Source organism: Stenotrophomonas lactitubi, from assembly GCF_002803515.1.
In the GTDB taxonomy this organism is placed as follows: Bacteria; Pseudomonadota; Gammaproteobacteria; order Xanthomonadales; family Xanthomonadaceae; genus Stenotrophomonas; species Stenotrophomonas lactitubi.
Genome location: NZ_PHQX01000001.1, coordinates 3,505,113 through 3,529,462, shown reverse-complemented (window position 1 = coordinate 3,529,462; position 24,350 = coordinate 3,505,113). Strand labels below are relative to the sequence as shown.

Below are 24,350 nucleotides of genomic sequence, written 5' to 3'. Positions count from 1 at the left end.
TGGGCTGGGTTTGCAGGGCTGCGCCCTGCACCCGCCGAATCAACGTCAACGTCAACGTCAACGGCAAAAGCGGGTATTCCGTGGGATGGCGGGGTGGGTCCGGTTGCGGGGGACGCCGTGAACCCATCCCTGGGGGCTTGGCCGCGGCATCCATGCCGCGGACACCCCCGCAACCGGACCCACCCCGCCTTCGACAGATCTCCGCTGCTGTTGGTGGGTGTCGACCTTGGTCGACACATGAATGCCTGACGAAAACGGAAACGCTCCGTTGCCGGGACGTAACGCGGGCATTGCGTGCGCGGGTGTACTCTGCGTCCATGATGGCCACGACAGTCGGGCAGCAGCAATTGGTGGCGGCGCGTGCCGCTTTTGCCGAGGGCGATGTGCAGTCGCTGGCGATGCTGCCCTTGCCGTTGCAGCAGTCCTGGCAGCGTTCGCATGCGGCCGGTGTGCGTCCCGGCCAGGAGCCGTATTACCCGCCATTGCAGGGCAACGGCCACCACCTGGAATCCCGCGACGACCGTCGCCTGGCGCGTTGCGTGCAGCCTGAGCTGGAGCAGTTGTGGTCTGCGTTCGGTGCGCGGGGATGGACGATGTTCTGCGCCAACCGCGAGGGCATGGTGATCGTGCATCGCGCCCATGGCCTGGAAGATGCACCGCTGCTGCGGCCGATCCAGGTGGGCCGGCGGCTGGGCGAGGCCGAGATCGGCACCACCGCGCCTGCGGTCAGCCTGGCCGACGACCTGCCCGCCTTGGTACGTGGCAACGAACACTATCTGCAGCGGTTCGCCCCCGTGTTCTGCTTGAGTGAGCCTTTGCATGACCTGCAGGGGCAGGTCTGCGGTGCGATCGACATCACCGGGTTGGGGGAACGCGATCCGGCAGTGCTGCAGGGCTATTTCCGGCAGGCGGCGCTGGCCATCGAGAACCGTTTGATGCACACGCTCAGCGATGTGCACCTGCTGGCGGTGCAGCATGATCCGCGCTGGCTGGCATCACCGCTGCAGGGCCTGTTGGCGGTGCAGGAAGACGGCCAGTTGCTTGCCGCCAACCGCGTCGCCCGGCGTCTGCTCGGACTGCCACGGCGTGGGCCGCTGCCGCTGCTTTCGCTGGACACGCTGTTTGCCGGCGCCAGCGCCGCACAGCGCCGCCGACTGCTGCAGCCCGGTCCTGCGCATCGGGTGCGGCTGGGCGAGGGCAGTGCGGTCCATCTGCAGCATCTGCAGGCACCGCGCGCTGCACGGTCGCGTTCGCCGGCTACGGCCGCGGCGCCTGTGCAGGCGGCGCCACTGCGTGACCAGCAGCGCGATGCAGCGCGCCGCGCCGCACGTGCCGCCGACGGCAACCTCAGCCTCGCTGCACGCCAACTCGGAATCTCGCGGACAACGCTGTACAGACTGCTGCGCGAGTGAGGCCGGCAACCGGGGCCGGCGCTACACCCCGGCGTCGATCAATCGCGGAAATTGTTGAACTGCAGCGGCAGTTCGAACTTGCCGGCCTTCAGCACGGCGATGGCGTCCTGCAGGTCGTCGCGCTTCTTGCCCATCACCCGCAGCTTGTCGCCGTTGATCTGGGTTTCCACTTTCAGCTTGGCTTCCTTCAGCGCCGCAGCGATCTTCTTGGCGATCTTCTGCTCGATGCCCTGCTTGACGGTGATCTTCTGCCGGGCCTGCGCCAGGTTGGTTTCCACGTCGCCATATTCCAGGCTGAGCACGTCGATGCTGCGGGCGGCCAGGCGTGCGCGCAGGATGTCGTTCATCTGCTTGAGCTGGAACTCGCTCGGTGCGGACTGGGTGATCACTTCGCCCTCGCGCTCGAATCTGGCGTCCACGCCCTTGAAGTCGAAGCGGGTGGCAAGCTCGCGGTTGGCCTGGTCGAGCGCATTGGTCAGTTCGTGGGTGTCGACTTCGGACACAACGTCGAAGGAAGGCATGGGCGTTACTCCGCAGAAATCAGTGGCGGTCATTCTATCGTGCCGGTCGCGGCGGCAACGCCCGCGGTCGGTGATAATGAGCCATGAACCTGCAACGCTCCCCTTCGCGCGCCGTGGCCTGGATGGTCGCCGCCGTCGCCTGTTTCTCGCTGATGGACGCCGGCATGAAGCAGCTCTCGGCCAGCTATCCCTCGCTGGAGGTGACCTTCCTGCGGGGTGTGGCGTCGCTGCCCTTCGTGCTGGTCTGGGTACTGGCCAGTGCCGGGCCACGCTCACTGATCCCGCGTCGCTGGGGCCTGCACCTGCTGCGCGGCGGTCTGGGCATGGCGATGATCGGCTGCTTCGTGTTCGCCCTGCGTGACCTGCCGCTGTCCACCGCGTACACCATCTATTTCGTCGCGCCGCTGCTGATTGCTGCCTTGTCGGTGCCGCTGCTGGGCGAGCGGGTCGGGCCGCGGCGCTGGGTCGCCATCGGTATCGGCCTGGTCGGCGTGCTGGTGGTGCTGCGGCCGGGCGTGGGTGGTTTCATCTCGGTGCCGGGCCTGATGGTGCTGGCCGCTGCCACTGCCTATGCCATCGCCGCGATCACCGTCAGCCTGCTGACCCGCACCGATACCTCGCAGTCGATGGTGGTCTGGTTCCTGGTCATCATGGCCATCGGTGCCGGGCTGCTGGCGATTCCCGGCTGGGTGCCGCTGCAGATGGCGCATGCGCCGTTGATCGCCGGCATGGGCCTGGCCGGAGCGCTGGGCCAGATCGCGCTGACCAAGGCCTTCCAGCTGGGTGAGGCCTCGATGATCGCGCCGCTGGAGTACAGCGGCCTGGTCTGGGTGATCGGCTGGGACCTGGCGTTCTGGGGGCAGCTGCCGGATGGCTACACCTGGGCGGGCGCGGCGATCATCGTCGCCTCGGGCCTGTATCTGCTGCACCGCGAGCGGGTGAACCGGCAGGAACCGCCGAAACCGCTGGACCATCCCTGAACCGGGGGTAGTGCCGGCCGCTGGCCGGCAACCCCTGCGCCGGAAGGGCCGCTGCAGTTGCCGGCCAGCGGCCGGCACTACCGGTTGCGCGGGTTCACGGCAATCTTAGAACTAAAAGGAATAACATTCTGGCCCATGGCGCGGGCGCGCGAGCGCCGGCGCTGGTAGGCTGCACGCCCCCTTCCATCGCCCTCCCGGTGAGCTGATCCCGTGATCGAGTTCCAGCGCCTGCACAAATCCTATGCCGTTGCCGGCCGCGCGGTCAGCGCGCTGCAGCCGCTGGACCTGACCATCGAGGCTGGTGAGGTGTTCGGCATCATCGGCCATTCCGGAGCGGGCAAATCGACGCTGATCCGCATGATCAACCGCCTGGAAGAGCCCAGCGGTGGTCGTCTGCTGATCGCCGGTGAAGACGTAACCGCGCTGGAGCCGGAGGGCCTGCGCGCGCTGCGCCGCCGGATCGGCATGATCTTCCAGCACTTCAACCTGCTGTCCTCGCGCACGGTGGCCGGCAACGTCGCCTTCCCGCTGGAACTGGCCGGAACGCCGAGGGCCGAGATCGATGCGCGCGTGGCCGAACTGCTGCAGACCGTCGGCCTGCAGGCGCATGCGGACAAGTACCCGGCGCAGCTGTCGGGCGGGCAGAAGCAGCGTGTGGGCATCGCTCGGGCACTGGCCACCCGCCCGCAGATCCTGCTGTGCGATGAGGCCACCAGCGCGCTCGATCCGCAGACCACCGCCTCGGTGCTGGCGCTGCTGTCGAAGATCAACCGCGAACTGGGCCTGACCATCGTGCTGATCACCCATGAGATGGACGTGATCCGTCGCGTCTGCGACCGCGTGGCTGTGCTCGATGCCGGCCAGCTGGTCGAGACCGGCCCGGTGACGAAGGTGTTCCTGCATCCGCAGCACCCGACCACCCGCCGTTTCGTCAGCGAATCGGAGCAGGTGGACGAGGGCACATTGCACCGCGATTTCGACGCTGTCGGTGGTCGTGTCGTACGCCTGACCTTCCTCGGCGCTGACACCTACGAACCCCTGCTCGGCAGCGTCGCGCGGCAGACCGGGGTCGACTACAACATCCTTTCCGGCCGTATCGACCGGATCAAGGACACCCCGTATGGCCAGCTGATCGTCGCCCTGGTGGGCGGTGACCAGTCCGCCGCGCAGGCCGCGTTCGTGGCTGCCGGCGTGCACGTTGAGGAACTGCGTCGATGATCATCGCCACTGCCGGCGGCTTCTTCCGCCACCTGGATGCAGGCAAGTGGGCCGACATCGGCCAGGCCACCATCGACACTCTGCTGATGCTGGCCGGTTCGCTGCCACTGACCCTGGCCATCGGCCTGCCGCTGGGCGTGCTGCTGTACCTGTTCGGTGCGCCACAGCTGAAGCGCCGGCCGTTCGCCTACGGCGTGCTCGCGCTGGTGGTGAACCTGCTGCGCTCGGTGCCCTTCATCATCCTGATGATCGTGCTGATCCCGGTGACCCTGTTCATGATGGGTACCTCGCTGGGTGTGCGTGGCGCGATCGTGCCGCTGGTCATCGGCGCTGCGCCGTTCTATGCGCGCCTGGTGGAAACCGCGCTGCGTGAAGTGGATCGTGGCGTGATCGAGGCGACCCAGGCCATGGGTGCCACCACCTGGCAGCTGGTCACCCGCGTGCTGCTGCCTGAAGCACGGCCGGGCCTGATTGCCGGTGCGACGGTCACCACCGTGGCCCTGATCGGTTTCACTGCGATGGGCGGTGCGATCGGTTCCGGTGGCCTCGGTGACCTGGCGTTCCGCGATGGCTACCAGCGCTCGCATACCGACGTGGCGCTGGTCACCGTGGTCCTGCTGCTGGTGCTGGTGCAGCTGCTGCAGATGCTGGGCGACCGCCTGGTCGCGCATTACAGCCGCAGATAACTGGGGCTTCCGCCGGGCATGGCCCGGCGCTACCGGAACGTTCGCGCGGCAGCGCCGGGCCATGCCCGGCGGCGGCGTCTCAACGCACGTTCGGCACTTCGTAGCCCAGCTTGCCGACCTGATCGGCGTGCTGCGGCACGCGCTTGAGCTTGTCTGTGTTCACCCCGTACTCGTCGCGCAGGCGTTCGGCCAGGTCCTTGTACAGCGCCTTGTCCATGTCAGGCGTGCGGGCGAAGATCCAGGCCATCTCGCGCCCCGGGTAGCCGATCAGCGCCCAGGAATAATCCGGCGCCACTTCCAGCACCCGCGAATGGGTCGGCACGACCCGGTAGAACCAGGTGCGCCAGCCGTGGTTGCCACTGTCGGGATCGACACTGGCACGCGCGCGGATTTCCTGCAGGGGCTCGCCGAAGCCATCGCGGTAGCGATAGGTGATGGCGACCTTGTGGTCCTCGCGCAGCTCGTACTGGTTGACGCTGGCGACGTGGCCGCGTTCGATGAAGTTCGGCACGCGGCCGATCACGTACCAGGTCCCCATGAAGCGCTGCAGGTCGATCGCCCCGTCTGCAGAGGCTTCCGCGGCGCTGTTGCGGGATGGCGGTGGGGAATTGGCAGCCACTGCCGGACCGCCCAGGGACAGGGCCAGCAACACAGCGCAGAGCGGGCGGATCGAGGTCATGCGGGAGCGGGCTCCAGTGGGCTTGCCCGCGCATGGTCACTGTGTGCACGCCATCCGTCAATGGTGTCGCAGCCGGTGAGAAGCTCCGCAGCCAAGCTGGCCCGCATCGACCACCGGAGAATCCGCATGCGCACACGTCCCCGCCACCGCCTTCCAGCTGAACGCGTCAGCGAACGCAGCGATCCCCGACTGCTGCGGGTGGTGCCGCAGCTCGCCTTGGCCGGGCTGGCCGTGGTGCTGGTGTGGCCGGCCGCGCGCGGCAGCAGTGCCTGGCTGGGTTGGTTGCCGCTGTGGCTGGTCGGCATGCCGTTGGCGGCCTGGTGGGCCCTGCTGCGCTGCCCGTTGCCCACGCGGGCAGCGCTGCGCTGGTTGCGACGCGACACTGGGCAGGGCCGGCGCCGCTCCCAGCCACGTACGCGCAAGGCGCACACCGCCACGGCCTGACCTTCGACACGGGGGCGGCCCCGGTCATCCATGCTAGCGTTCCACGGCTAATGACTGCCTGGAGCTGCAATGTCACGATTCGCTTCCGCCTGCCTGCTGGCCGGCATGATGACCGCTGCCTCGGTGGGTACCGCCGTGGCCGCTGAAGACACCGACCGTTACGCCTGGCTGGAGGACGTCACCGGCGACAAGCCGTTGTCCTGGGTCAAGGAACAGAACGCCAAGTCCGAGGCGCGCCTGGCGCAGACCCCGGCCTTCAAGCAGATGGAGACCAGCATCCGCGAGGTGCTCGACTCGGACGCCAAGATTCCCGGCGTGCAGAAGATCGGTGATTACTACTACAACTTCTGGAAGGACAAGCAGCACGAGCGCGGCCTGTGGCGCCGTACCACCCTGGCCGAGTACCGCAAGGCCTCGCCGACCTGGGAGACCGTGCTCGACCTGGATGCGCTGAACAAGGCCGAGAACGAAAACTGGGTCTGGCACGGCGCCGACTGCCTGCGTCCGGACTACAGCCGTTGCCTGATCGCGCTGTCGCGCGGCGGCGCCGACGCCGATGTCACCCGCGAGTTCGACCTGGCCAGCAAGAGCTGGATCAAGGACGGCTTCTTCCGTCCCGAATCGAAGGGCGGCCTGAGCTGGATCGACCGCGATACCGTGTTCGTCTACACCGACTTCGGTACCGGTTCGATGACGACCTCCGGTTACCCGCGCGTGGCCAAGCTGTGGAAGCGTGGCACGCCGATGTCCACGGCCAGCCTGGTCTATGAAGGCAAGCCGGAAGACATGTACATCGCGGCGATGCACGATGACACCCCGGGCTTCGAGCGCAACCTGGTCAGCCGCACGCTGGCCTTCTACAACAACGAGATCTACCTGCGCGGCGACGATGGCAAGCTGACCAGGATCGACGCGCCGAACTCGGCCGAGAAAGGCCTGCACAAGCAGTGGTTGACCCTGGAACTGCGCGATCCGTGGACCGTGGGTGGCAAGACCTACGCCTCCGGCGCACTGCTGGTGACCAAGCTGGATGATTTCCTGGCTGGCAAGCGCGACTTCGAGGTGCTGTTCACCCCGACCGCGACCACCTCGCTGGCCAGTGCCTCGTGGACCAGGAACCACCTGGTGCTGAACGTGCTGGACGACGTCAAGAACCGCCTGTCGGTGCTGACCCCGACCGCCAAGGGCTGGCAGAAGAGCGACTTCGTCGGTGCGCCGGCCTTCGGCACCCTCGGCGTCAGTGCGGTCGACAGCAATGACAGCGATGCAGTGTGGCTGACCGCCACCGACTACCTGACCCCGACCACCCTGGCCATCGCCGACATCGGCAAGGCGCCAGAAGTGCTGAAGACCATGCCGGCGTTCTTCGATGCCGACGGCAAGGTCATCGAACAGCACTTCGCCACCAGCAAGGACGGCACCCGCGTGCCGTACTTCGTGGTGCACGACAAGGCGATGAAGCTCGATGGCTCCAACCCGACCCTGCTTTACGGCTACGGTGGCTTCGAGATCTCGCTGACCCCGGCGTATTCCGGTGGCATGGGTCGCGCCTGGCTGGAGAAGGGCGGCGTGTACGTGGTCGCCAACATCCGTGGTGGTGGCGAGTACGGCCCGCGCTGGCACCAGGCGGCGCTGAAGCAGAACCGTCACAAGGCCTATGAAGACATGGCCGCCGTTGCCCAGGACCTGGTCACCCGCAAGATCACTTCGGCCAAGCACCTGGGCGTGCAGGGCGGCAGCAACGGTGGCCTGCTCACCGGCAACATGCTGACCCAGTACCCGGAGCTGTTCGGTGCGGTGGTGGTGCAGGTTCCGCTGCTGGACATGAAGCGCTACAGCCACCTGCTGGCCGGCGCGTCGTGGATGGCCGAGTACGGCAACCCGGACACCAGCGACTGGGAGTTCATCAAGACCTTCTCGCCGTACCACCTGTTCGACGCGAAGAAGAGCTACCCGCCGGTGCTGTTCACCACCTCCACCCGCGATGACCGCGTACATCCGGGCCACGCCCGCAAGATGGCCGCGAAGATGATCGATGCCGGCAAGGACGTGACCTACTACGAGAACATCGAAGGCGGTCATGGCGGTGCGGCCAACAACGCGCAGGCCGCGCACATGTCCGCACTGGCCTACAGCTTCCTGTGGGAGCGGTTGGGCGGTAAATGATGAAATGAAAAACGCCGCCCTCGGGCGGCGTTTTTCGTTGGGCATTCGTTGCACGGTAGCGCCGAGCCATGCCCGGCGGCTCCCTTGCCGCGCTGCGCGCTCGCCGGGCATGGCCCGGCGCTACCGGAAATGTTTCAACCCGCGCGCGATACGGTCCACCGCGTCCTGCAACCGCGGCACTTCCTGGGTATAGGCCAGGCGCACGTGCTGGTTCGATCGATGGAAACCGAAATCCAGGCCCGGGGTGAATGCCACGTGCTCGGTCTCCAGGAAGTGCGCACAGAACGCCTGCGCGTCATCGGTGAACGCGCTGACGTCGGCGTACAGGTAGAACGCACCCTGCGGCTCCACTTCGATGCGGAAGCCCAGTTCGCGCAGGGCCGGCAGCAGGAAGTCGCGGCGCTGCTGGAAGGCCTGGCGGCGCTGCTCGAAGATCGCCATCGCCTCTTCGCTGAAACAGGCAAGGGCTGCATGCTGGGCGATGCTCGAGGCGCTGATGTACAGGTTCTGCGCCAGCTTCTCCAGGTCGGGTACTGCCGCCGGCGGCGCCACCAGCCAACCCAGTCGCCAGCCGGTCATGCCGAAGTATTTGGAGAAGCTGTTCAGCACGAACGCGCTGTCGTCCACCTGCAGCACGCTCGCTGCATCCAGGCCATAGGTCAGGCCGTGATAGATCTCGTCGACCACCAGGTGGCCGCCGCGCGCATGCAGCGACGCCGACAGTGCCGCCAGTTCATCGGCTGACAGCACGGTGCCGGTGGGATTTGCCGGTGATGCCACCAGCGCGCCGACGCTGTCGGCGTTCCAGTGCTGCTGCACCAGCGAAGGGGTCAGCTGATAGGCCGTTTCCGGTCCCACCGGCACCAGCTGCGCGCCACCTTCCACCAGTCGCAGGAAGTGGCGGTTGCAGGGATAGCCGGGATCGGCCAGCAGCCAGTGGCGGCCCGGGTCGACCAGCAGGCTGCTGGCCAGCAGCAGCGCGCCGGAGCCGCCCGGCGTGACCAGGATGCGTTCGGGGTCGATATCCAGGCCGTAGTGGCTGCGATAGAAGCCGCTGATCGCCTGGCGCAGGGCGGGCAGCCCGCGTGCGGCGGTGTAGCGGGTGTGGCCGGCGGCCAGCGCCGCCTGGCCGGCACGCACGACCGGCTCGGCAGTGGTGAAGTCCGGTTCGCCAATCTCCAGATGGATCACATCGTGACCGGCCTGTTCCAGCGCCTGAGCGCGGGCCAGCAGGGACATCACATGGAAGGGAGCGATTTCGTGGCTGCGCCGGCTGTAGCCCGGCGTGTGGGGCAGGGTACTCATGGCCACATGGTACGCCGCCGGTCCAGGTAGTGCCGGCCGCTGGCCGGCAACCTCGGGATGAACAGTCTGCTGCGGTTGCCGGCCAGCGGCCGGCACTACCGGCGCGCACCATGACGATCCGCAGGGTTGCCCGCAGCCCCCCTGCAACCCAGACTCAGGCGCAAGGACGCCATTGCATTGCCGATCAAGGAGCCTTATTTCATGAAATCCACTCTCTGCCTGTTGCTTGCGAGCCTGATGACCAGCACCGCTACCGCCGCCACCCCGCCCGTTCCGCCGGATGTTGAGAAGCGTCCGCACGTGGTCAAGGCGCCGTTCGGCGCGACCCGCAACGATGACTATTACTGGCTGCGCGACGACAAGCGCGAGGACAAGGCCATGCTGGCCTACCTGCAGGCCGAGAACGCCTATGCCGACCAGCTGCTGGCACCGCTGAAGCCGCTGGAGGATGCGCTGTACGGCGAGATCGTCGGCCGCATCAAGCAGGACGATGCCAGTGTGCCGGCGCGCGAGCGCGGCTACTGGTACTACAGCCGCTACGAAACCGGCCAGGACTATCCCATCCATGCGCGCCGCAAGGCCAGCATGGACGCGCCGGAGGAAGTCCTGCTCAACGTCAACACGATGGCTGCCGGCAAGGGTTATTTCAGCGTCGGCTCGATGGAGGTCAGCCAGGACAACCAGCTGCTGGCCTGGGCCGATGATGACGTGGGCCGCCGCCAGTACGTCATCCGCTTCAAGGACCTGCGCACCGGCGCGGTGCTGCCGGACACGATCACCGGCACCTCCGGCGACCTGGTCTGGGCCGACGACAACCGCACCGTGCTGTATGTCGAGAACGATCCGGAAACCCTGCTGACCGTGCGGGTGAAGAAGCACGTGCTGGGCACCCCGGCCAGTGCCGACACCGTCGTCTACGAAGAAAAGGACGACAGCTTCTACATGGGCATCGGCCGCACCCGAGACGATCGCTTCATCACCATCGGCGTGCACAGCACCGTGTCCTCCGAAGAGCGCTACGCGCCGGCCAGCGACCCGGCCACGTTCACCGTGCTCGCCCCGCGCCAGCGCGACGTGGAGTACGACGCCGACCACTACGACGGCCGCTGGGTGATCCGCACCAACGATGGTGCGAAGAACTTCAAGCTGGTCACCGCACCGACCGATGCCACCTCGCGCGCGCAGTGGAAGGACTGGATCGCCCATGACGATGCGGTGTTCATCGAAGGCTTCGAACTGTTCGATACCTACACCGCCATCGCCGAACGTTCCGAAGGCCTGGAGCGCATCCGCCTGCTGTTCAAGGACGGTCGCAACGACTACGTGAAGGCTGACGAACCGGCCTATTCGATGGGCCTGGGCGACAACACCGAGGCTGACACCACTTGGCTGCGCTACGTCTACACGTCGATGACCACGCCGACCACGGTGTACGAACTGAACACCACCAACGGCGAACGTCGCCAGCTGAAGCAGCAGCCGGTGATCGGCTATGACGCCTCGAAGTACGAGACCGACCGGGTGTGGATCACCGCGCGCGACGGGGTGAAGGTGCCGGTGTCGCTGGTCTATCGCAAGGGCTACAAGAAGGATGGCACCGGCGCGCTGTTCCAGTACGCCTACGGCAGCTACGGCATGTCGATGGACCCGTACTTCAACCAGACTGCGGTGAGCCTGCTCGACCGTGGCGTGGTGTATGCCATCGCCCACATCCGCGGCGGCCAGGAAATGGGCCGCGACTGGTACGAAAACGGCAAGCTGCTGCACAAGCAGAACACCTTCAACGACTTCATCGACGTCACCCGTGGCCTGGTTGCACAGGGCTGGGCGGCGAAGGATCGTGTCGCCGCGTCTGGTGGCAGTGCCGGTGGCCTGCTGATGGGCGCCATCGCCAACCAGGCGCCACAGGACTACCGCGTGCTGGTGGCGCAGGTGCCGTTCGTGGACGTGGTCACCACCATGCTCGACCCGACCATCCCGCTGACCACCAACGAGTACGACGAGTGGGGCAACCCCGAGCAGAAGCCGTACTACGAGTACATGCTGTCCTACTCGCCCTACGACAACGTGAAAAAGCAGGCCTATCCGTCGCTGTTCGTGGGTACCGGCCTGTGGGATTCGCAGGTGCAGTACTGGGAGCCGGCCAAGTGGGTGGCCAAGCTGCGTGATGACAACACCGGCCACTTCCCGATCCTGTTCCGCACCAACATGGAAGCCGGCCACGGCGGCAAGTCCGGGCGCTTCCAGCGTTACCGCGAATTGTCCGAGTCGTATGCGTTCGTGCTGCAGCAGCTGGGCATCGAAACGCCGGTTGCCGGCGCTGCGACGGAATGACGCATCGTGGCGGCGGTGATATCGCCGCCGCCACCTGCGCTGGGTATCCTTGCGCGATGAGCCTGCCCGAACCGCCCGCCACCAAGAACCTGCCAGCGCCCACCCGGCCGGTGCGGTTCCGTTGGGCGTGGTGGCTGCTGGCCTATGCCAGCCTGGGCACCGGCATCGTCGGCATCTTCGTGCCGGGGCTGCCCACCACCGTATTCATCCTGATCTCGGCCTGGGCCGCCTCGCGCGGCTCCGAGCGCCTGCACGGCTGGCTGCTGCAGCACCCGCGCTTCGGCCCGGCCATCGCCAACTGGCAGGCACATGGTGCGGTCAGCCGCTACGGCAAATGGATGGCCACGATCACCATGGCGGTGTGTGCCGGCATCATGCTGTGGTGCGTGCCGGTGGCCTGGGTGAAGTGGTTCTCCATCGGCAGCATGACCGTGGTGGCGATCTGGCTGTGGACCCGTCCGCTGCCGCCGGCCGATTGATCTCTGCCGCCGGGCATGGCCCGGAGCTACCACGGGTGCCGGATTGCGGTAGCGCCGGGCCATGCCCGGCGGATGCGTGGCGCGGCACCCTGCACCAACCGCTCAGCCGCCAATGGCTATACTCGGGGCATGAACATCCCCCATCGCAATGTCATCCTGATTCCGCTGGCAGCGGCCTCGCTGCTGTTCCTCGCCGCATGCGGCAACAAGGGCCCGCTGGTGCTGCCGCAGAAGCCGGTGCCGGTGGAAGAAACCGTCGAACCGGCCGCTGATGCCGACACCACGCCCGCTGCCACCCAGAGCACCGGTGACGGCAGTCCGTCGGTAACCCCGGACCCGGCCAAGAAGGTGGACGACGGGAATGAGTAAGGCCGGTAGCAACGGCCTGCGCTTCAGCAAGATGCACGGCGCGGGCAACGATTTCGTAGTGATCGACCTGCGCGACGGCACCCCGCCGCCCACCCCGGAACTGGCCGCACGCCTGGCCGACCGCCATACCGGCGTCGGCTGCGACCAGATCCTGACCGTCGAGCCGCCGCGCGCCGAAGGCTCGGTCGCCTCATACCGCATCTGGAACGCCGATGGTTCCAATTCCGAGCAGTGCGGCAACGGCGCGCGCTGCATCGCTGCCTGGCTGGTACGCGAGGGCAGTGCGCAGGGCGATCGCTTCGTGATCGACAGCCCGCTGGCCAGCCACGCCGTGGATGTCCTCGGCGATGGCCAGTACGCGGTGGCGATGGGCGTGCCGCTGTTCGAACCGGCGCAGGTGCCGCTGATCGGCTTCGCCCACCCGCGCGAGGAATACCTGCTGCCACTGCAGGGTGAGACCGTGCGCTTCGCGGCGGTGTCGATGGGCAATCCACACGCGGTGATCGAAGTGGGCCTGGTCGACGCCGCACCGGTCGAGCGCGTGGGCGGATTGCTGCAGCAGCATGCCTCGTTCCCGAAGTCGGTGAACGTGGGCTTCGCGCAGGTGATGGGCCCGGAACATGTGCGCCTGCGCGTGTTCGAGCGCGGCGTGGGTGAAACCCTCGCCTGCGGCAGTGGCGCCTGCGCGGCTGCGGTGACCCTGATGCATCGCGGCCGCCTGCAGCGCGATGCGCGCATCAGCCTGCCCGGTGGCGACCTGCGCATCCAGTGGCCGGGCGATGGCCAGCCGGTGGTGATGGCGGGCCCGACCGCATTCGTCTTCGAAGGGGAGTGGATCGCATGACTGAGACCGTCGACAAGCTCGGTGCCCATGAAGTCGCCGCCTGGTTGCGGCGTCATCCGGGCTTCCTCAAGCAGTTCCCGGACCTGGCGCTGACCCTGGTGGTGCCACGCGATGACGGCCCGACCGCATCGCTGGCCAGCTACCAGCTGGAAGTGCTGCGCGAGAAGAACCGCGAGCTGGCGCGACGGTTGGCCGACCTGGGCGCGACCGCGCAGGTCAACGAGCGGCTGGCGGTGCGCACGCATCAGCTCACCCTGGCCCTGATGAAGCAGGACAACGCCGCCGATACGCTGCGTGCGATGGCGGCATCACTGCAGGAAGACTTCGCCGGCGATCTGGTGCGGCTGGTCGTGCATGCGCCGGTAGCCGGGCTGGAGCAGGCCGAGTGGCTGCAGGTGCTGGCTGCCGATGATGCGCAGCTGGGCCCGTTCCGCGACTGCCTGAAGGATGGCGAGCCGATCTGTGGCCGCCTGCACAGCGACAAGAACGCGGTGCTGTACGGCGCGCGCAGTGAGGAAGTGCAGACCACCGCCTTGCTGCCGCTGCCGGGCGTTGGCCTGATCGCGGTGGGCAGCCACGATCCGAACCGTTTCTATCCCGGCATGGGCACGCTGTTCCTGCGGATGATGGGCGAGGCGCTGGTGACCGGGCTCAAGCGCTTCGCGGATTGAGCAGGAAACGACGACGATGAGCGCGGTGCAGGCGTTCCTGCAGCACCTGCAGGTGGAGCGGCGGATGTCAGCGCATACGCTCGATGCCTACCGCCGCGACCTGGACGCATTGTCGGTGTGGGCCGAACCCCGCGGCGTGGCCGTGGAGGCGCTGGATATCGACGCGGTGCGCCAGTTCGTTGCCGACGAACACCGCCGTGGCCTGTCGGCCAAGAGCCTGCAGCGCAGGCTGTCGGCCTGCCGCAGCTTTTACGCTTGGCTGCTCAAGCATGGCCGTATCGAGGCCAGCCCCGCAGCCACGCTGAAGGCACCGCGCGCACCGAGACGATTGCCGCAGGTACTCGACGCCGACGAAGCCGTGCAGCTGGTTGAGCTGGAACCGGAAGGCGAGCTGGGCCGTCGTGACCGCGCGCTGCTGGAACTGTTCTATTCCTCCGGCCTGCGCTTGAGCGAAGTCTGTGCGCTGACCTGGCGCGACCTGGATTTCGCCAGTGGCCTGGTCAACGTGATGGGCAAGGGCAACCGGCAACGTCGCGTTCCCTTCGGAAAGCCGGCACGCGAGGCGCTGCTGGCCTGGCGCAGCGAAAGCGGTGGTGGTGCCGCTACACCGGTTTTCCCCGGCCGCAACGGGCCGATCAGCCAGCGCGCGGTGCAGATCCGCATCCGCCAGCTGGCGCAGCGCCAAGGCCTGTTCAAGCACGTGCACCCGCACATGCTGCGGCACAGTTTCGCCAGCCACATCCTGGAATCCTCCGGCGACCTGCGCGGTGTGCAGGAACTGCTCGGCCATGCCGACATTGCCACCACGCAGATCTACACGCACCTGGATTTCCAGCACCTGGCCAAGGTCTACGATGCGGCGCATCCGCGCGCGAAGCGCCGCAAAGACCCGCCAGACAAGGGGGGGTAGCGCCGGGCCATGCCCGGCGAGCGCGCAGCGCGGGCTGCGTCGCATGCACGACACATGGACCGCACAGCCGCCGGGCATCGCCCGGCGCTACCGGAACGGCCGCCGCTTGATCTGGATCAGGGCAGCGTAGCGGCGACCGGCGCATCGTGGCCGCAGGCCACGAAGCGATACCGACCATGGCAAAGCCCATTCCGCTGCGTCCCAAGCACCCCGAGCGCATCTGCTGGGGCTGCGACCGTTACTGCGCCGCCGACGCACTGGCCTGTGGCAACGGCTCAGGCCGCACCCAGCACCCCATCGAAACCCAGGGCGAAGACTGGTACGTGGCATGGGGTATTGAGCCGAATCCGGACCGCCCTTCGCAGGCCAAGCGCTGAACGGCAGCTATCGGCACGGGCTTGATCGCTTCGGCGGCTGTCCCCATGTCCCGTGAACAGCTATCGGAGGCCGCATGGACCCCAGTCAGAATCCCACCGTTTTCCACGCCACCACCATCGTCTGCGTTCGTCGCGGCGAGCACGTGGCCATTGCCGGCGACGGCCAGGTCACCCTCGGCCACACGGTGATGAAGGGCAACGCACGCAAGGTCCGCCGCCTCGGCCGCGATGGCCAGGTGCTGGCCGGCTTCGCCGGTGCCGCCGCCGATGCCTTCACCCTGTTCGAGCTGTTCGAAGCCAAGCTGGAAAAACACGGCCAGCTGCAGCGCGCTGCGGTGGAGCTGGCCAAGGATTGGCGCACCGAGCGTCGCCTCGGCAAGCTTGAAGCCCTGCTGGCCGTGGCCGACAAGGAAACCTCGCTGATCATCAGCGGCACCGGCGATGTGATCGAGCCGGAGGACGGCATCATCGCCATCGGTTCCGGTGGTTCGTATGCACTGTCCGCTGCACGCGCGCTGATGGCGCACACCGAACTGGACGCACGCACCATCGCCAGTGAAGCGATCAACATCGCCGGCGACATCTGCATCTACACCAACCGCAACGTGGTGGTCGAGGAGCTGTGACGGGGAACCGTCATAGGCATTCCCGATCCGCCGGGCATGGCCCGGCGCTACCGACAACGAATTCGTGAGCACACCCATGCCGCACAAGATCGAAGTTTCCTCCGCCACCATGACCCCGCGCGAGATCGTGCAGGAACTGGACCGGCACATCGTCGGCCAGCATGACGCCAAGCGCGCAGTCGCCATCGCCCTGCGCAACCGCTGGCGCCGCATGCAGCTGCAGCCCGAGCTGCGCAACGAGGTCATGCCCAAGAACATCCTGATGATCGGCCCGACCGGCGTCGGCAAGACCGAGATCGCGCGCCGCCTGGCCACGCTGGCCAACGCGCCGTTCGTCAAGGTCGAAGCGACCCGCTTCACCGAAGTCGGCTACGTCGGCAAGGACGTTGAGCAGATCATCCGCGACCTCGCCGATACCGCCGTCAAGCTGTACCGCGAGCAGGCCAAGGTGCGCGTGCGCACGCAGGCCGAAGAGCGCGCCGAAGACCGCATCCTCGATGCGCTGCTGCCGCGCCGCAGCGGTGGCATCGGCTTCGACCCGGAGGCGGCGCGCAACGAACCGTCGGCCCAGGACAACGAGACCCGCATCAAGTTCCGCAAGATGCTGCGCAACGGCGAGCTGGACGATCGCGAGATCGAGCTGGACCTGACCGCCAACGTCAGCATGGACATCATGACCCCGCCGGGCATGGAGGAAATGGGCCAGCAGCTGAAGTCGATGTTCGCCAACCTCGGCGGTGGCGCCAAGGCGCATAAGCGCACGCTGACCATCAAGGCCGCGCGCCCGCTGCTGCAGGAAGAAGAAGCCGGCAAGCTGGTCAACGAGGACGACATCCGTACCGCCGCGATCGAAGCCTGCGAACAGCACGGCATCGTGTTCATCGACGAGATCGACAAGGTCGCCAAGCGGGGTGACGCAGGCTCGTCTGGCGGTGATGTCTCGCGCGAAGGCGTGCAGCGCGATCTGCTGCCGCTGGTGGAAGGTTCCAACGTGTCCACCAAGTACGGCACGATCAAGACCGACCACATCCTGTTCATCGCATCGGGCGCGTTCCACCTGGCCAAGCCCAGCGACCTGATCCCCGAGCTGCAGGGCCGCTTCCCGATCCGCGTGGAGCTGGGTGCGCTGAGCAAGGCGGATTTCGTGCGCATCCTGACCGAACCGAAGGCTGCGCTGACCAAACAGTACGAAGCGCTGTTGGCCACCGAAGGCGTCAAGGTCAGCTTCACCACCGATGCCATCGACCGCCTGGCCGAGATCGCGTTCCAGGTGAACGAGCGCCAGGAGAACATCGGTGCGCGTCGCCTGCACACCGTGCTGGAGCGACTGCTGGATTCGCTCAGCTACGAAGCGCCGGATCGCGATGGTGAAACCCTGGTCATCGACAGTGCCTATGTCGATGCGCACCTGGGTGAGCTGGTGCAGGATCCGGACCTGAGCCGTTACATCCTGTAACCGGGAATGCGAAAAGGCCGCCGAAAGGCGGCCTTTTCTTTGAGGTGCGTTGCTCTGGTAGTCGCCGACCTTGGTCGGCATACAAATGGCATGCCGACCAAGGTCGGCATCTACCGCTCCGGCAGCGGCTCCGGCACCGAACCCGGTACGAACACGCCTTCCTTCACGTAGGCGGCCAGGGTCATGTCCAGCGCCAGCATGCCATCGCGCTTGAGGTCCATCAGGTCCGGCTCGACCATCGCCCCATGCAGCACGCCGAGCACGGTGGCGTGCAGCATGCGCGCGGCGATCTTCGGATCGGCGCCGTCGCGCAGCTGGCCCAGGTCCTGTGCACGGCGCAGGGCACGTTCCATCCGGTCCAGGGCGTCGCGGAAACCGCTCTGCTGCAGTTCGGTCAGCACCCTGGTGTCGGCCGAGGCATCGCTGCGCAGCATGATCTCCATGGTCTTGCGCAGGCGCTCGTCCTCGGACAGCTCGATGAACGAATGGATCATCACCGCGCGCAGGTCATGCACCGGCGTGTCGCGCTGGTCGGTGGAGGTGCGCTCCAGCTCCTGCATGAAGGGCAGGTGCACCCGCTCGACGATCGCGGTCAGCACCTCGCCCTTGTTCTTGAAGTGCCAGTACACGGCGCCGCGGGTGTAACCGGCGCGGGCACCGATCATCTCCAACGTGGTGCGGGCCACGCCGTGTTCGTGAAAACAGGCTTCGGCGGCATCCAGGATGCCTTCGCGGGTTGCCTGGGTGTCCTCTTTGGTCTTGCGGGCCATGAGCGGGTACGGGTGCAGGTGAAACGTGGCTGAATTGTACCGCTTTACAAACAAACACGCATGTATGTATATTTCCTTCCCATCATTCCCGTCGTGTGCGTGGCAGGCCTGTCCTGGCTCCCACTCCACCCGGGTGGGCGCTGTTCGCGCGGTCTTCACTCCTGCAAGGGGAGGGTCCGTCGTATCAGCACCTGCTGAGATCCCTCCCTTCAAGAGCCATTCCCATCATGTTGCTGAGCCGAATCCGACCCTTCGCGTTGTCGCTGGCGATCGCTGCCACCGTCGCTGCCTGCGGCGGCCAACCCCAGGCGCCCGAACAGGGGCCGGGCCAGGTCAGCGTGGTCACGCTGAAATCCGAAACCGTCGGCCTGACCCGTGAGCTGCCGGGCCGCACCAATGCCTTCCTGGTGGCCGAAGTGCGCCCGCAGGTCAACGGCATCGTCGCCAAGCGGCTGTTCACCGAGGGTGGGATGGTCAAGGCCGGCGAGCCGCTGTACCAGATCGAGGACGCCAGCTATCGCGCCCAGGCCAACAGTGCGCGTGCACAGCTGGCCCGCGCCGAAGCCACCGCCAATGCGGCGCGGCTGAGTGCCAAGCGCATCACCGAGCTGGCCAAGGTCGACGCGGTCAGCCAGCAGGATCTGGAAAACGCCGTGGCCGCGCAGAAGCAGGCCGAGGCCGATGTCGGCGCCGCCAAGGCATCACTGGATGCCGCCAACGTGACCCTCGGTTATGCGCGCATCACCGCGCCGATCAGCGGCCGCATCGGCAAGTCCAGCGTCACCCAGGGCGCGCTGGTCAGCGCCGGCCAGGCAACTGCGCTGGCGACCGTGCAGCAGCTGGACCCGATCTACGTCGACCTCACCCAGTCCTCGGCCGAGCTGCTGCAGCTGCGCCGCGAACTGGCCGCCGGCCGCCTGCAGGACAACCAGCAGACGCCGGTCAGCATCCTGATGGAAGACGGCAGCACCTTCGAACACAAGGGCACGCTGGAGTTCTCCGAAGTCAGCGTCGATCCGGCCACCGGCAGCTTCGCCCTGCGGGTCAAGGTCGACAACCCCGACGGCCTGCTGATGCCGGGCATGTACGTGCGCGCGGTGATCGGCGGCGGTGTGCGCAGCGACGCGGTGCTGGTGCCGATGCAGGGCATCGCCCGCGATCCGAAGGGCGATACCAGCGCGATGGTGGTCGGCAAGGACAACAAGGTCGAAGTGCGCCCGGTCAAGGTCAGCCGCACCGTCGGCGACAAGTGGCTGGTCGAGGACGGCCTGAAGGCCGGTGACAAGGTCATCGTCGAAGGCCTGCAGAAAATCGGCCCGGGCATGCCCGTGAATGCCACCGAACAGGGCGTCGCCCCGGCCACGCCGGCCGCCGCCCAACCTGCAGCTGCGGCCGCAGGCGCGAAGTAAGCGGAGAACCCCATGGCACGTTTCTTCATCGATCGACCCATCTTCGCGTGGGTCATCGCGATCATCATCATGCTCGCCGGCGGCCTGGCCCTGTTCAAGCTGCCGATCTCGATGTACCCCAACGTCGCACCGCCGGCGGTGGAAATCAGCGCCAGCTACCCGGGTGCTTCGGCCAAGGTGGTCGAAGACTCGGTGACGCAGATCATCGAGCAGAACATGAAGGGCCTTGATGGCCTGATCTACTTCTCCTCCAACAGCTCGTCCAACGGCCAGGCCACCATCACCCTGACCTTCGAGAGCGGGACCAACCCCGACATCGCCCAGGTGCAGGTGCAGAACAAGCTGCAGCTGGCCATGCCACTGCTGCCGCAGGAAGTGCAGCGGCAGGGCATCAACGTGGCCAAGTCCAGCTCGGGCTTCCTGAACGTCATCGCGTTCGTGTCCGAAGACGGCAGCATGGACGCCAACGACATCGCCGACTACGTCGGTTCCAATGTCGTGGATCGTCTCAGCCGCGTGCCGGGCGTGGGCAACATCCAGGTGTTCGGTGGCAAGTACGCCATGCGCATCTGGCTGGACCCGAACAAACTGCACACCTACGGCATGTCGGTGCCGGAAGTGGTTGCTGCGGTGAAGGCACAGAACGCGCAGGTGGCCATCGGCCAGCTGGGTGGTGCGCCGTCGGTGAAGGGCCAGCAGCTCAACGCCACCATCAACGCGCAGTCGCGCCTGCAGACCCCGGAACAGTTCCGCAACATCATCGTGCGCGGCGCGCAGGACGGTGCCGAACTGCGCCTGGGCGACGTTGCCCGCGTCGAGCTGGGCGCCGAGTCGTACGACTTCGTCACCCGCTACAACGGTCAGCCGGCCAGCGGCCTGGCGGTCACCCTGGCCACCGGCGCCAACGCGCTGGATACCGCGGCCGGTGTCGATGAAACCCTGAAGGAACTGGAAGGCTTCTTCCCGGCCGGCCTGAAGGCCGAGATCCCGTACGACACCACCCCGTTCGTGCGCGTGTCGATCAAGGGCGTGGTGCAGACCCTGCTCGAAGCGATCGTGCTGGTGTTCGTGGTGATGTACCTGTTCCTGCAGAACTTCCGCGCCACCCTGATCCCGACCATCGCCGTACCGGTGGTGTTGCTGGGTACCTTCGGCGTGCTGTCGGTGCTGGGCTTCTCGGTGAACATGCTGACCATGTTCGCGATGGTGCTGGCCATCGGCCTGCTGGTGGACGATGCCATCGTGGTGGTGGAGAACGTCGAGCGCATCATGTCCGAAGAGGGCCTGTCGCCGCTGGAAGCCACCCGCAAGTCGATGAGCCAGATCACCGGTGCGCTGGTGGGTATCGGCCTGGTGCTGTCGGCGGTGTTCGTGCCGATGGCCTTCATGAGTGGCTCCACCGGTGTGATCTACCGGCAGTTCTCGGCGACGATCGTGTCGGCGATGGCGTTGTCGGTACTGGTGGCGATCGTGCTGACGCCGGCGCTGTGCGCGACCATGCTCAAGCCGCTGAAGAAGGGCGAGCACCATGTCGCCCATCGCGGTTTCGCCGGTCGCTTCTTCAACGGCTTCAACCGCGGCTTCGACCGTACCAGTGAAAGCTACCAGCGCGGCGTGCGCGGCATCCTGCATCGCCCGTGGCGGTTCATGGGCATCGTCGCTGCGCTGTTCCTGCTGATGGGCGTGCTGTTCGTGCGCCTGCCCAGCTCGTTCCTGCCCAATGAAGACCAGGGCGTGCTGATGGCGCTGGTGCAGGCACCGGTGGGCGCAACCCAGGAGCGCACGCTGGAATCGATCGCCGCGCTCGAAAAGCACTTCATGGAAAACGAGAAGGGTGCGGTCGAATCGGTGTTCTCGGTGCAGGGCTTCAGCTTCGCCGGCATGGGCCAGAACGCGGGCATGGCCTTCGTCAAGTTGAAGGACTGGAAGGATCGTGACGCCGACAATGGCGTGATGCCGATCACCGGACGTGCGATGGCTGCACTGGGGCAGATCAAGGATGCCTTCATCTTTGCCTTCCCGCCGCCGGCCATTCCGGAGCTGGGTACGGCTTCGGGCTACACCTTCTTCCTGAAGGACAACAGCGGCCAGGGCCATGAGGCATTGCTGGCGGCCCGAAACCAGCTGCTCGGCCTGGCGGCCGGCAGCAAGAAGCTGGCCAACGTGCGTCCGAACGGCCAGGAAGACACTCCGCAGTTCCGCATCGATATCGATGTGGCCAAGGCCAGCTCGCTGGGCCTGTCGATCGACCAGATCAACACCACCCTGGCCACTGCGTGGGGCAGCTCGTACATCGATGACTTCATCGATCGCGGCCGCGTCAAGCGCGTGTTCGTGCAGGCTGACCAGCCGTTCCGCATGGTGCCGGAGGACTTCGATCTCTGGTCGGTGAAGAACGACAAGGGTGAGATGGTTCCGTTCAGCGCCTTCGCCAGCAAGCAGTGGGACTACGGTTCGCCGCGCCTGGAACGCTACAACGGCGTGTCGGCCACCGAAATCCAGGGCGAACCGGCCCCGGGCGTGGCGTCCGGTGATGCCATGGCCGAGATCGAACAGCTGGCCAAGCAGTTGCCGGCGGGCTTCGGCGTCGAGTGGACGGCGATGTCCTACCAGGAGCGCCAGGCGGGCTCGCAGACGCCGCTGCTGTACACGCTGTCGCTGATGATCGTGTTCCTGTGTCTTGCCGCGTTGTACGAAAGCTGGAGCGTGCCGACCTCAGTGCTGCTGGTGGCGCCGCTGGGCATCCTCGGTGCGGTGCTGGCCAATACCTTCCGTGGCATGGAGCGCGACATCTATTTCCAGGTGGCGATGCTGACCACGGTGGGACTGACCAGCAAGAACGCGATCCTGATCGTCGAGTTCGCCAAGGAGCATCTGGAGAAGGGCGCGGGGCTGATCGAAGCGACGATGCACGCGGTCCGCGACCGTCTGCGTCCGATCATCATGACCTCGCTGGCCTTCGGCATGGGCGTGCTGCCGCTGGCGATCTCCAGCGGTGCCGGCTCCGGCGCCAAGCAGGCGATCGGCACCGGCGTGCTCGGCGGCATGGTGGTTGGCACCGTGCTCGGCGTGTTCTTCGTACCGCTGTTCTTCGTCGTGGTGCAGCGCGTGTTCAAGAAGCGCAAAGCCACCGAGTGATGACAACCGGTAGCGCCGGGCCATGCCCGGCGAATGCCTCACCGCATAGTCGCCGGGCCCGGCCCGGCGCTACCACCGTGACCCCCAAGGTGTCGCTATGAAATTCTCTTCTCTTGCAGTATCCCTCGCCACCGCGCTGGCGCTCAGCGCGTGCGGCACCCTGGCGCCGAAGAACACCGCAGTGGCCCCGGCCATTCCGTCGCAGTGGCCGGCGGAAGCCGCACAGGGCGAAGTGGCCGATGCGGCCGCGGTCGGCTGGCGCGACTTCTTCACCGATGAGCGCCTGCAGCAGGTGATCGGCCAGGCGCTGGACAACAACCGCGACCTGCGCGTGGCCGTGCTCAACGTCGAGAAGGCGCGTGGCCAGTACCGCGTGCAGCGCGCTGACCGCGTGCCGGGCGTGGCCGTGACCGGGCAGATGGACCGCCGCGGCGGCGACGTGCCGGTGACCGAGCAGTTCAGCGCGGGCGTCGGCGTGGCCGAGTTCGAACTGGACCTGTTCGGTCGCGTGCGCAACCTGAGTGAAGCCGCGCTGCAGCAGTACTTCGCTGTAGCCGCCAACCGTCGCAATGCACAGCTGAGCCTGGTGGCCGAGACCGCCACCGCGTGGTTGACCTACGGTGCCGACCAGCAGCGCCTGGCGATCGCCGAAGCAACGGTGAAGACCTATGAAGATTCGCTGCGTCTGGCCGAAGCACGCCATGAGCGTGGCGGCAGTTCGGCGCTGGAACTGACCCAGACCCGCACCCTGGTCGAGACCGCGCGCACCGATGCCGCGCGTCTGCGCGGGCAGCTGGCCCAGGACCGCAACGCGCTGGCGCTGCTGGCCGGCGGCCAGTTGGATCCGGCACTGCTGCCGGACAGTATCGCGCCGCAGGTGCTTGCACTGGCACCGCCGCCGGCCGGCCTGCCCAGCGACGTGCTGCTGCAGCGCCCTGACATCATGGCGGCGGAACATCAGCTGCTGGCCGCCAATGCCAACATCGGTGCCGCACGCGCCGCCTTCTTCCCCAGCATCTCGCTGACCGGCAGCATCGGCAGTGGTTCGGGTGAACTGTCGGGCCTGTTCGACAGCGGCACGCGGGTGTGGAGCTTCCTGCCGAAGATCACCTTGCCGATCTTCCAGGGCGGCAAGCTGCGCGCGAACCTGGCAGTGGCCAACGCCGATCGCGATATCGCGCTGGCGCAGTACGAAAAATCGATCCAGAGCGGTTTCCGCGAAACCGCCGATGCGCTCGCATTGAATGTCAGCCTGGATGAGCAGGCCGCCTCGCAGCAGCGCCTGGTGGAAGCGGCCGAGCAGGCCAACCGTCTGTCGCAGGCACGCTATGACGCCGGCCTGGACAGCTTCGTCACCCTGCTGGATGCACGTCGTACCGCCTACAACGCGCAGCAGACACAGCTGCAGACGCAGCTGGCGCAGCAGTCCAACCGCATCACGCTGTACAAGGTGCTGGGCGGCGGCTGGCACGAGCGCGGGTAAGCCGCGCTGATTCCGGTAGCGCCGGGCCATGCCCGGCGGCTCTTCCACCCAATATTCAGGGCGCCTGAAGCAG

At 66.8% G+C, this 24,350-nt stretch carries 22 protein-coding genes; 18 read left to right on the top strand and 4 right to left on the bottom strand.

Annotated features, from left to right (window positions below; translation table 11 throughout):
* The first annotated feature begins 317 nt into the window (after positions 1–317).
* On the top strand, positions 318–1,412 hold the full coding sequence (locus CR156_RS16465; protein WP_100553604.1) for a helix-turn-helix domain-containing protein: 1,095 nt from the start codon (positions 318–320) through the stop codon (positions 1,410–1,412).
* 38 nt (positions 1,413–1,450) lie between these two features.
* Here CR156_RS16465 and CR156_RS16460 read toward each other — a convergent pair whose 3' ends face one another.
* The gene (locus CR156_RS16460) at positions 1,451–1,933 is read right to left on the bottom strand and encodes a YajQ family cyclic di-GMP-binding protein (protein ID WP_089236993.1); all 483 of its coding nucleotides are present in this window, start codon (positions 1,931–1,933) and stop codon (positions 1,451–1,453) included.
* A gap of 83 nt (positions 1,934–2,016) precedes the next feature.
* Here CR156_RS16460 and CR156_RS16455 point away from each other — a divergent pair, with 83 nt between their 5' ends.
* The 3 genes from CR156_RS16455 to CR156_RS16445 all read left to right on the top strand — a co-directional run bounded on the left by CR156_RS16455 (position 2,017) and on the right by CR156_RS16445 (position 4,817).
* A complete protein-coding gene (locus CR156_RS16455; protein ID WP_089236991.1) occupies positions 2,017–2,913 on the top strand; it encodes a DMT family transporter in 897 nt (298 codons plus the stop codon).
* 210 nt (positions 2,914–3,123) lie between these two features.
* Entirely contained in the window at positions 3,124–4,131 is a 1,008-nt protein-coding gene (locus CR156_RS16450) for a methionine ABC transporter ATP-binding protein (RefSeq protein WP_089236990.1), read from the top strand.
* Positions 4,128–4,817, top strand: coding sequence for a methionine ABC transporter permease (locus CR156_RS16445; protein WP_100553603.1), 690 nt, complete (start codon positions 4,128–4,130; stop codon positions 4,815–4,817). Before CR156_RS16450 ends, CR156_RS16445 begins: the two co-directional genes overlap by 4 nt.
* A 79-nt stretch (positions 4,818–4,896) precedes the next feature.
* Here the strand turns inward: CR156_RS16445 and CR156_RS16440 are convergent, their stop codons facing one another.
* Positions 4,897–5,496 carry a lipocalin family protein gene (locus tag CR156_RS16440; protein ID WP_100553602.1) on the bottom strand — a complete coding sequence of 200 codons (600 nt, stop codon included), beginning with the start codon at positions 5,494–5,496 and terminating at the stop codon, positions 4,897–4,899.
* 126 nt (positions 5,497–5,622) lie between these two features.
* Between CR156_RS16440 and CR156_RS16435 the strand changes: the two genes are divergently transcribed.
* Both CR156_RS16435 and CR156_RS16430 read left to right on the top strand, forming a co-directional pair.
* Positions 5,623–5,940 (top strand): hypothetical protein, encoded by a 318-nt coding sequence (locus CR156_RS16435; RefSeq protein ID WP_100553601.1) that lies wholly within the window; start codon positions 5,623–5,625, stop codon positions 5,938–5,940.
* Between the two features lie 69 nt (positions 5,941–6,009).
* A complete protein-coding gene (locus tag CR156_RS16430) occupies positions 6,010–8,106 on the top strand; it encodes a prolyl oligopeptidase family serine peptidase (protein WP_100553600.1) in 2,097 nt (698 codons plus the stop codon).
* 120 nt (positions 8,107–8,226) lie between these two features.
* On the opposite strand, the gene CR156_RS16425 is transcribed toward CR156_RS16430, so the two are convergent.
* Entirely contained in the window at positions 8,227–9,411 is a 1,185-nt protein-coding gene (locus CR156_RS16425) for a pyridoxal phosphate-dependent aminotransferase (protein ID WP_100553599.1), read from the bottom strand.
* A 201-nt stretch (positions 9,412–9,612) separates the two neighbouring features.
* On the opposite strand from CR156_RS16425, the gene CR156_RS16420 reads away from it, so the two are divergent.
* The 9 genes from CR156_RS16420 (at position 9,613) to hslU (ending at position 17,477) form a co-directional block, all read left to right on the top strand.
* Positions 9,613–11,745 carry a S9 family peptidase gene (locus tag CR156_RS16420; RefSeq protein WP_100553598.1) on the top strand — a complete coding sequence of 711 codons (2,133 nt, stop codon included), beginning with the start codon at positions 9,613–9,615 and terminating at the stop codon, positions 11,743–11,745.
* Positions 11,746–11,801: 56 nt separating this feature from the next.
* Positions 11,802–12,224 carry a YbaN family protein gene (locus CR156_RS16415; RefSeq protein WP_100553597.1) on the top strand — a complete coding sequence of 141 codons (423 nt, stop codon included), beginning with the start codon at positions 11,802–11,804 and terminating at the stop codon, positions 12,222–12,224.
* Positions 12,225–12,353: 129 nt separating this feature from the next.
* Positions 12,354–12,593, top strand: a complete 240-nt coding sequence (gene lptM, locus CR156_RS16410) for an LPS translocon maturation chaperone LptM (RefSeq protein ID WP_100553596.1) — start codon at positions 12,354–12,356, stop codon at positions 12,591–12,593.
* On the top strand, positions 12,586–13,437 hold the full coding sequence (gene dapF, locus CR156_RS16405) for a diaminopimelate epimerase (protein WP_100553595.1): 852 nt from the start codon (positions 12,586–12,588) through the stop codon (positions 13,435–13,437). The genes lptM and dapF overlap by 8 nt, the downstream gene beginning before the upstream one ends.
* A complete protein-coding gene (locus CR156_RS16400) occupies positions 13,434–14,108 on the top strand; it encodes a DUF484 family protein (RefSeq protein ID WP_025877290.1) in 675 nt (224 codons plus the stop codon). The genes dapF and CR156_RS16400 overlap by 4 nt, the downstream gene beginning before the upstream one ends.
* 16 nt (positions 14,109–14,124) lie before the next feature.
* Positions 14,125–15,018 carry a tyrosine recombinase XerC gene (gene xerC, locus CR156_RS16395; RefSeq protein WP_100553594.1) on the top strand — a complete coding sequence of 298 codons (894 nt, stop codon included), beginning with the start codon at positions 14,125–14,127 and terminating at the stop codon, positions 15,016–15,018.
* A 176-nt stretch (positions 15,019–15,194) separates the two neighbouring features.
* Positions 15,195–15,395 carry a DUF3079 domain-containing protein gene (locus tag CR156_RS16390; RefSeq protein WP_032976581.1) on the top strand — a complete coding sequence of 67 codons (201 nt, stop codon included), beginning with the start codon at positions 15,195–15,197 and terminating at the stop codon, positions 15,393–15,395.
* A gap of 74 nt (positions 15,396–15,469) precedes the next feature.
* Positions 15,470–16,021, top strand: coding sequence for an ATP-dependent protease subunit HslV (hslV, locus tag CR156_RS16385; RefSeq protein ID WP_025877284.1), 552 nt, complete (start codon positions 15,470–15,472; stop codon positions 16,019–16,021).
* A 76-nt stretch (positions 16,022–16,097) separates the two neighbouring features.
* Positions 16,098–17,477: an ATP-dependent protease ATPase subunit HslU gene (gene hslU, locus CR156_RS16380; protein ID WP_100553593.1), complete on the top strand. Its 1,380-nt coding sequence runs from the start codon at positions 16,098–16,100 to the stop codon at positions 17,475–17,477.
* A gap of 110 nt (positions 17,478–17,587) precedes the next feature.
* Here the strand turns inward: hslU and smeT are convergent, their stop codons facing one another.
* On the bottom strand, positions 17,588–18,247 hold the full coding sequence (gene smeT, locus CR156_RS16375) for an efflux transporter SmeDEF transcriptional repressor SmeT (protein WP_100553592.1): 660 nt from the start codon (positions 18,245–18,247) through the stop codon (positions 17,588–17,590).
* Positions 18,248–18,474: 227 nt separating this feature from the next.
* On the opposite strand from smeT, the gene smeD reads away from it, so the two are divergent.
* The 3 genes from smeD to smeF all read left to right on the top strand — a co-directional run bounded on the left by smeD (position 18,475) and on the right by smeF (position 24,277).
* The gene (gene smeD, locus CR156_RS16370) at positions 18,475–19,656 is read left to right on the top strand and encodes a multidrug efflux RND transporter periplasmic adaptor subunit SmeD (protein ID WP_100553591.1); all 1,182 of its coding nucleotides are present in this window, start codon (positions 18,475–18,477) and stop codon (positions 19,654–19,656) included.
* Between the two features lie 12 nt (positions 19,657–19,668).
* On the top strand, positions 19,669–22,794 hold the full coding sequence (gene smeE / locus CR156_RS16365) for a multidrug efflux RND transporter permease subunit SmeE (RefSeq protein ID WP_100553590.1): 3,126 nt from the start codon (positions 19,669–19,671) through the stop codon (positions 22,792–22,794).
* Between the two features lie 97 nt (positions 22,795–22,891).
* Positions 22,892–24,277, top strand: a complete 1,386-nt coding sequence (gene smeF, locus CR156_RS16360; RefSeq protein WP_100553589.1) for a multidrug efflux RND transporter outer membrane subunit SmeF — start codon at positions 22,892–22,894, stop codon at positions 24,275–24,277.
* Positions 24,278–24,350 lie beyond the last annotated feature (73 nt).

Excerpts from the sequence above, each read along its gene's own strand:
- CR156_RS16465 (WP_100553604.1), top strand. The coding sequence starts at position 318 with ATGATGGCCACGACAGTCGGGCAGCAGCAATTGGTGGCGGCGCGTGCC.
- CR156_RS16460 (WP_089236993.1), bottom strand. The coding sequence starts at position 1,933 with ATGCCTTCCTTCGACGTTGTGTCCGAAGTCGACACCCACGAACTGACC.
- CR156_RS16455 (WP_089236991.1), top strand. The coding sequence starts at position 2,017 with ATGAACCTGCAACGCTCCCCTTCGCGCGCCGTGGCCTGGATGGTCGCC.
- CR156_RS16445 (WP_100553603.1), top strand. The coding sequence starts at position 4,128 with ATGATCATCGCCACTGCCGGCGGCTTCTTCCGCCACCTGGATGCAGGC.
- CR156_RS16440 (WP_100553602.1), bottom strand. The coding sequence starts at position 5,496 with ATGACCTCGATCCGCCCGCTCTGCGCTGTGTTGCTGGCCCTGTCCCTG.
- CR156_RS16435 (WP_100553601.1), top strand. The coding sequence starts at position 5,623 with ATGCGCACACGTCCCCGCCACCGCCTTCCAGCTGAACGCGTCAGCGAA.
- CR156_RS16430 (WP_100553600.1), top strand. The coding sequence starts at position 6,010 with ATGTCACGATTCGCTTCCGCCTGCCTGCTGGCCGGCATGATGACCGCT.
- CR156_RS16425 (WP_100553599.1), bottom strand. The coding sequence starts at position 9,411 with ATGAGTACCCTGCCCCACACGCCGGGCTACAGCCGGCGCAGCCACGAA.
- CR156_RS16420 (WP_100553598.1), top strand. The coding sequence starts at position 9,613 with ATGAAATCCACTCTCTGCCTGTTGCTTGCGAGCCTGATGACCAGCACC.
- CR156_RS16415 (WP_100553597.1), top strand. The coding sequence starts at position 11,802 with ATGAGCCTGCCCGAACCGCCCGCCACCAAGAACCTGCCAGCGCCCACC.
- lptM (WP_100553596.1), top strand. The coding sequence starts at position 12,354 with ATGAACATCCCCCATCGCAATGTCATCCTGATTCCGCTGGCAGCGGCC.
- dapF (WP_100553595.1), top strand. The coding sequence starts at position 12,586 with ATGAGTAAGGCCGGTAGCAACGGCCTGCGCTTCAGCAAGATGCACGGC.
- CR156_RS16400 (WP_025877290.1), top strand. The coding sequence starts at position 13,434 with ATGACTGAGACCGTCGACAAGCTCGGTGCCCATGAAGTCGCCGCCTGG.
- xerC (WP_100553594.1), top strand. The coding sequence starts at position 14,125 with ATGAGCGCGGTGCAGGCGTTCCTGCAGCACCTGCAGGTGGAGCGGCGG.
- CR156_RS16390 (WP_032976581.1), top strand. The coding sequence starts at position 15,195 with ATGGCAAAGCCCATTCCGCTGCGTCCCAAGCACCCCGAGCGCATCTGC.
- hslV (WP_025877284.1), top strand. The coding sequence starts at position 15,470 with ATGGACCCCAGTCAGAATCCCACCGTTTTCCACGCCACCACCATCGTC.
- hslU (WP_100553593.1), top strand. The coding sequence starts at position 16,098 with ATGCCGCACAAGATCGAAGTTTCCTCCGCCACCATGACCCCGCGCGAG.
- smeT (WP_100553592.1), bottom strand. The coding sequence starts at position 18,247 with ATGGCCCGCAAGACCAAAGAGGACACCCAGGCAACCCGCGAAGGCATC.
- smeD (WP_100553591.1), top strand. The coding sequence starts at position 18,475 with ATGTTGCTGAGCCGAATCCGACCCTTCGCGTTGTCGCTGGCGATCGCT.
- smeE (WP_100553590.1), top strand. The coding sequence starts at position 19,669 with ATGGCACGTTTCTTCATCGATCGACCCATCTTCGCGTGGGTCATCGCG.
- smeF (WP_100553589.1), top strand. The coding sequence starts at position 22,892 with ATGAAATTCTCTTCTCTTGCAGTATCCCTCGCCACCGCGCTGGCGCTC.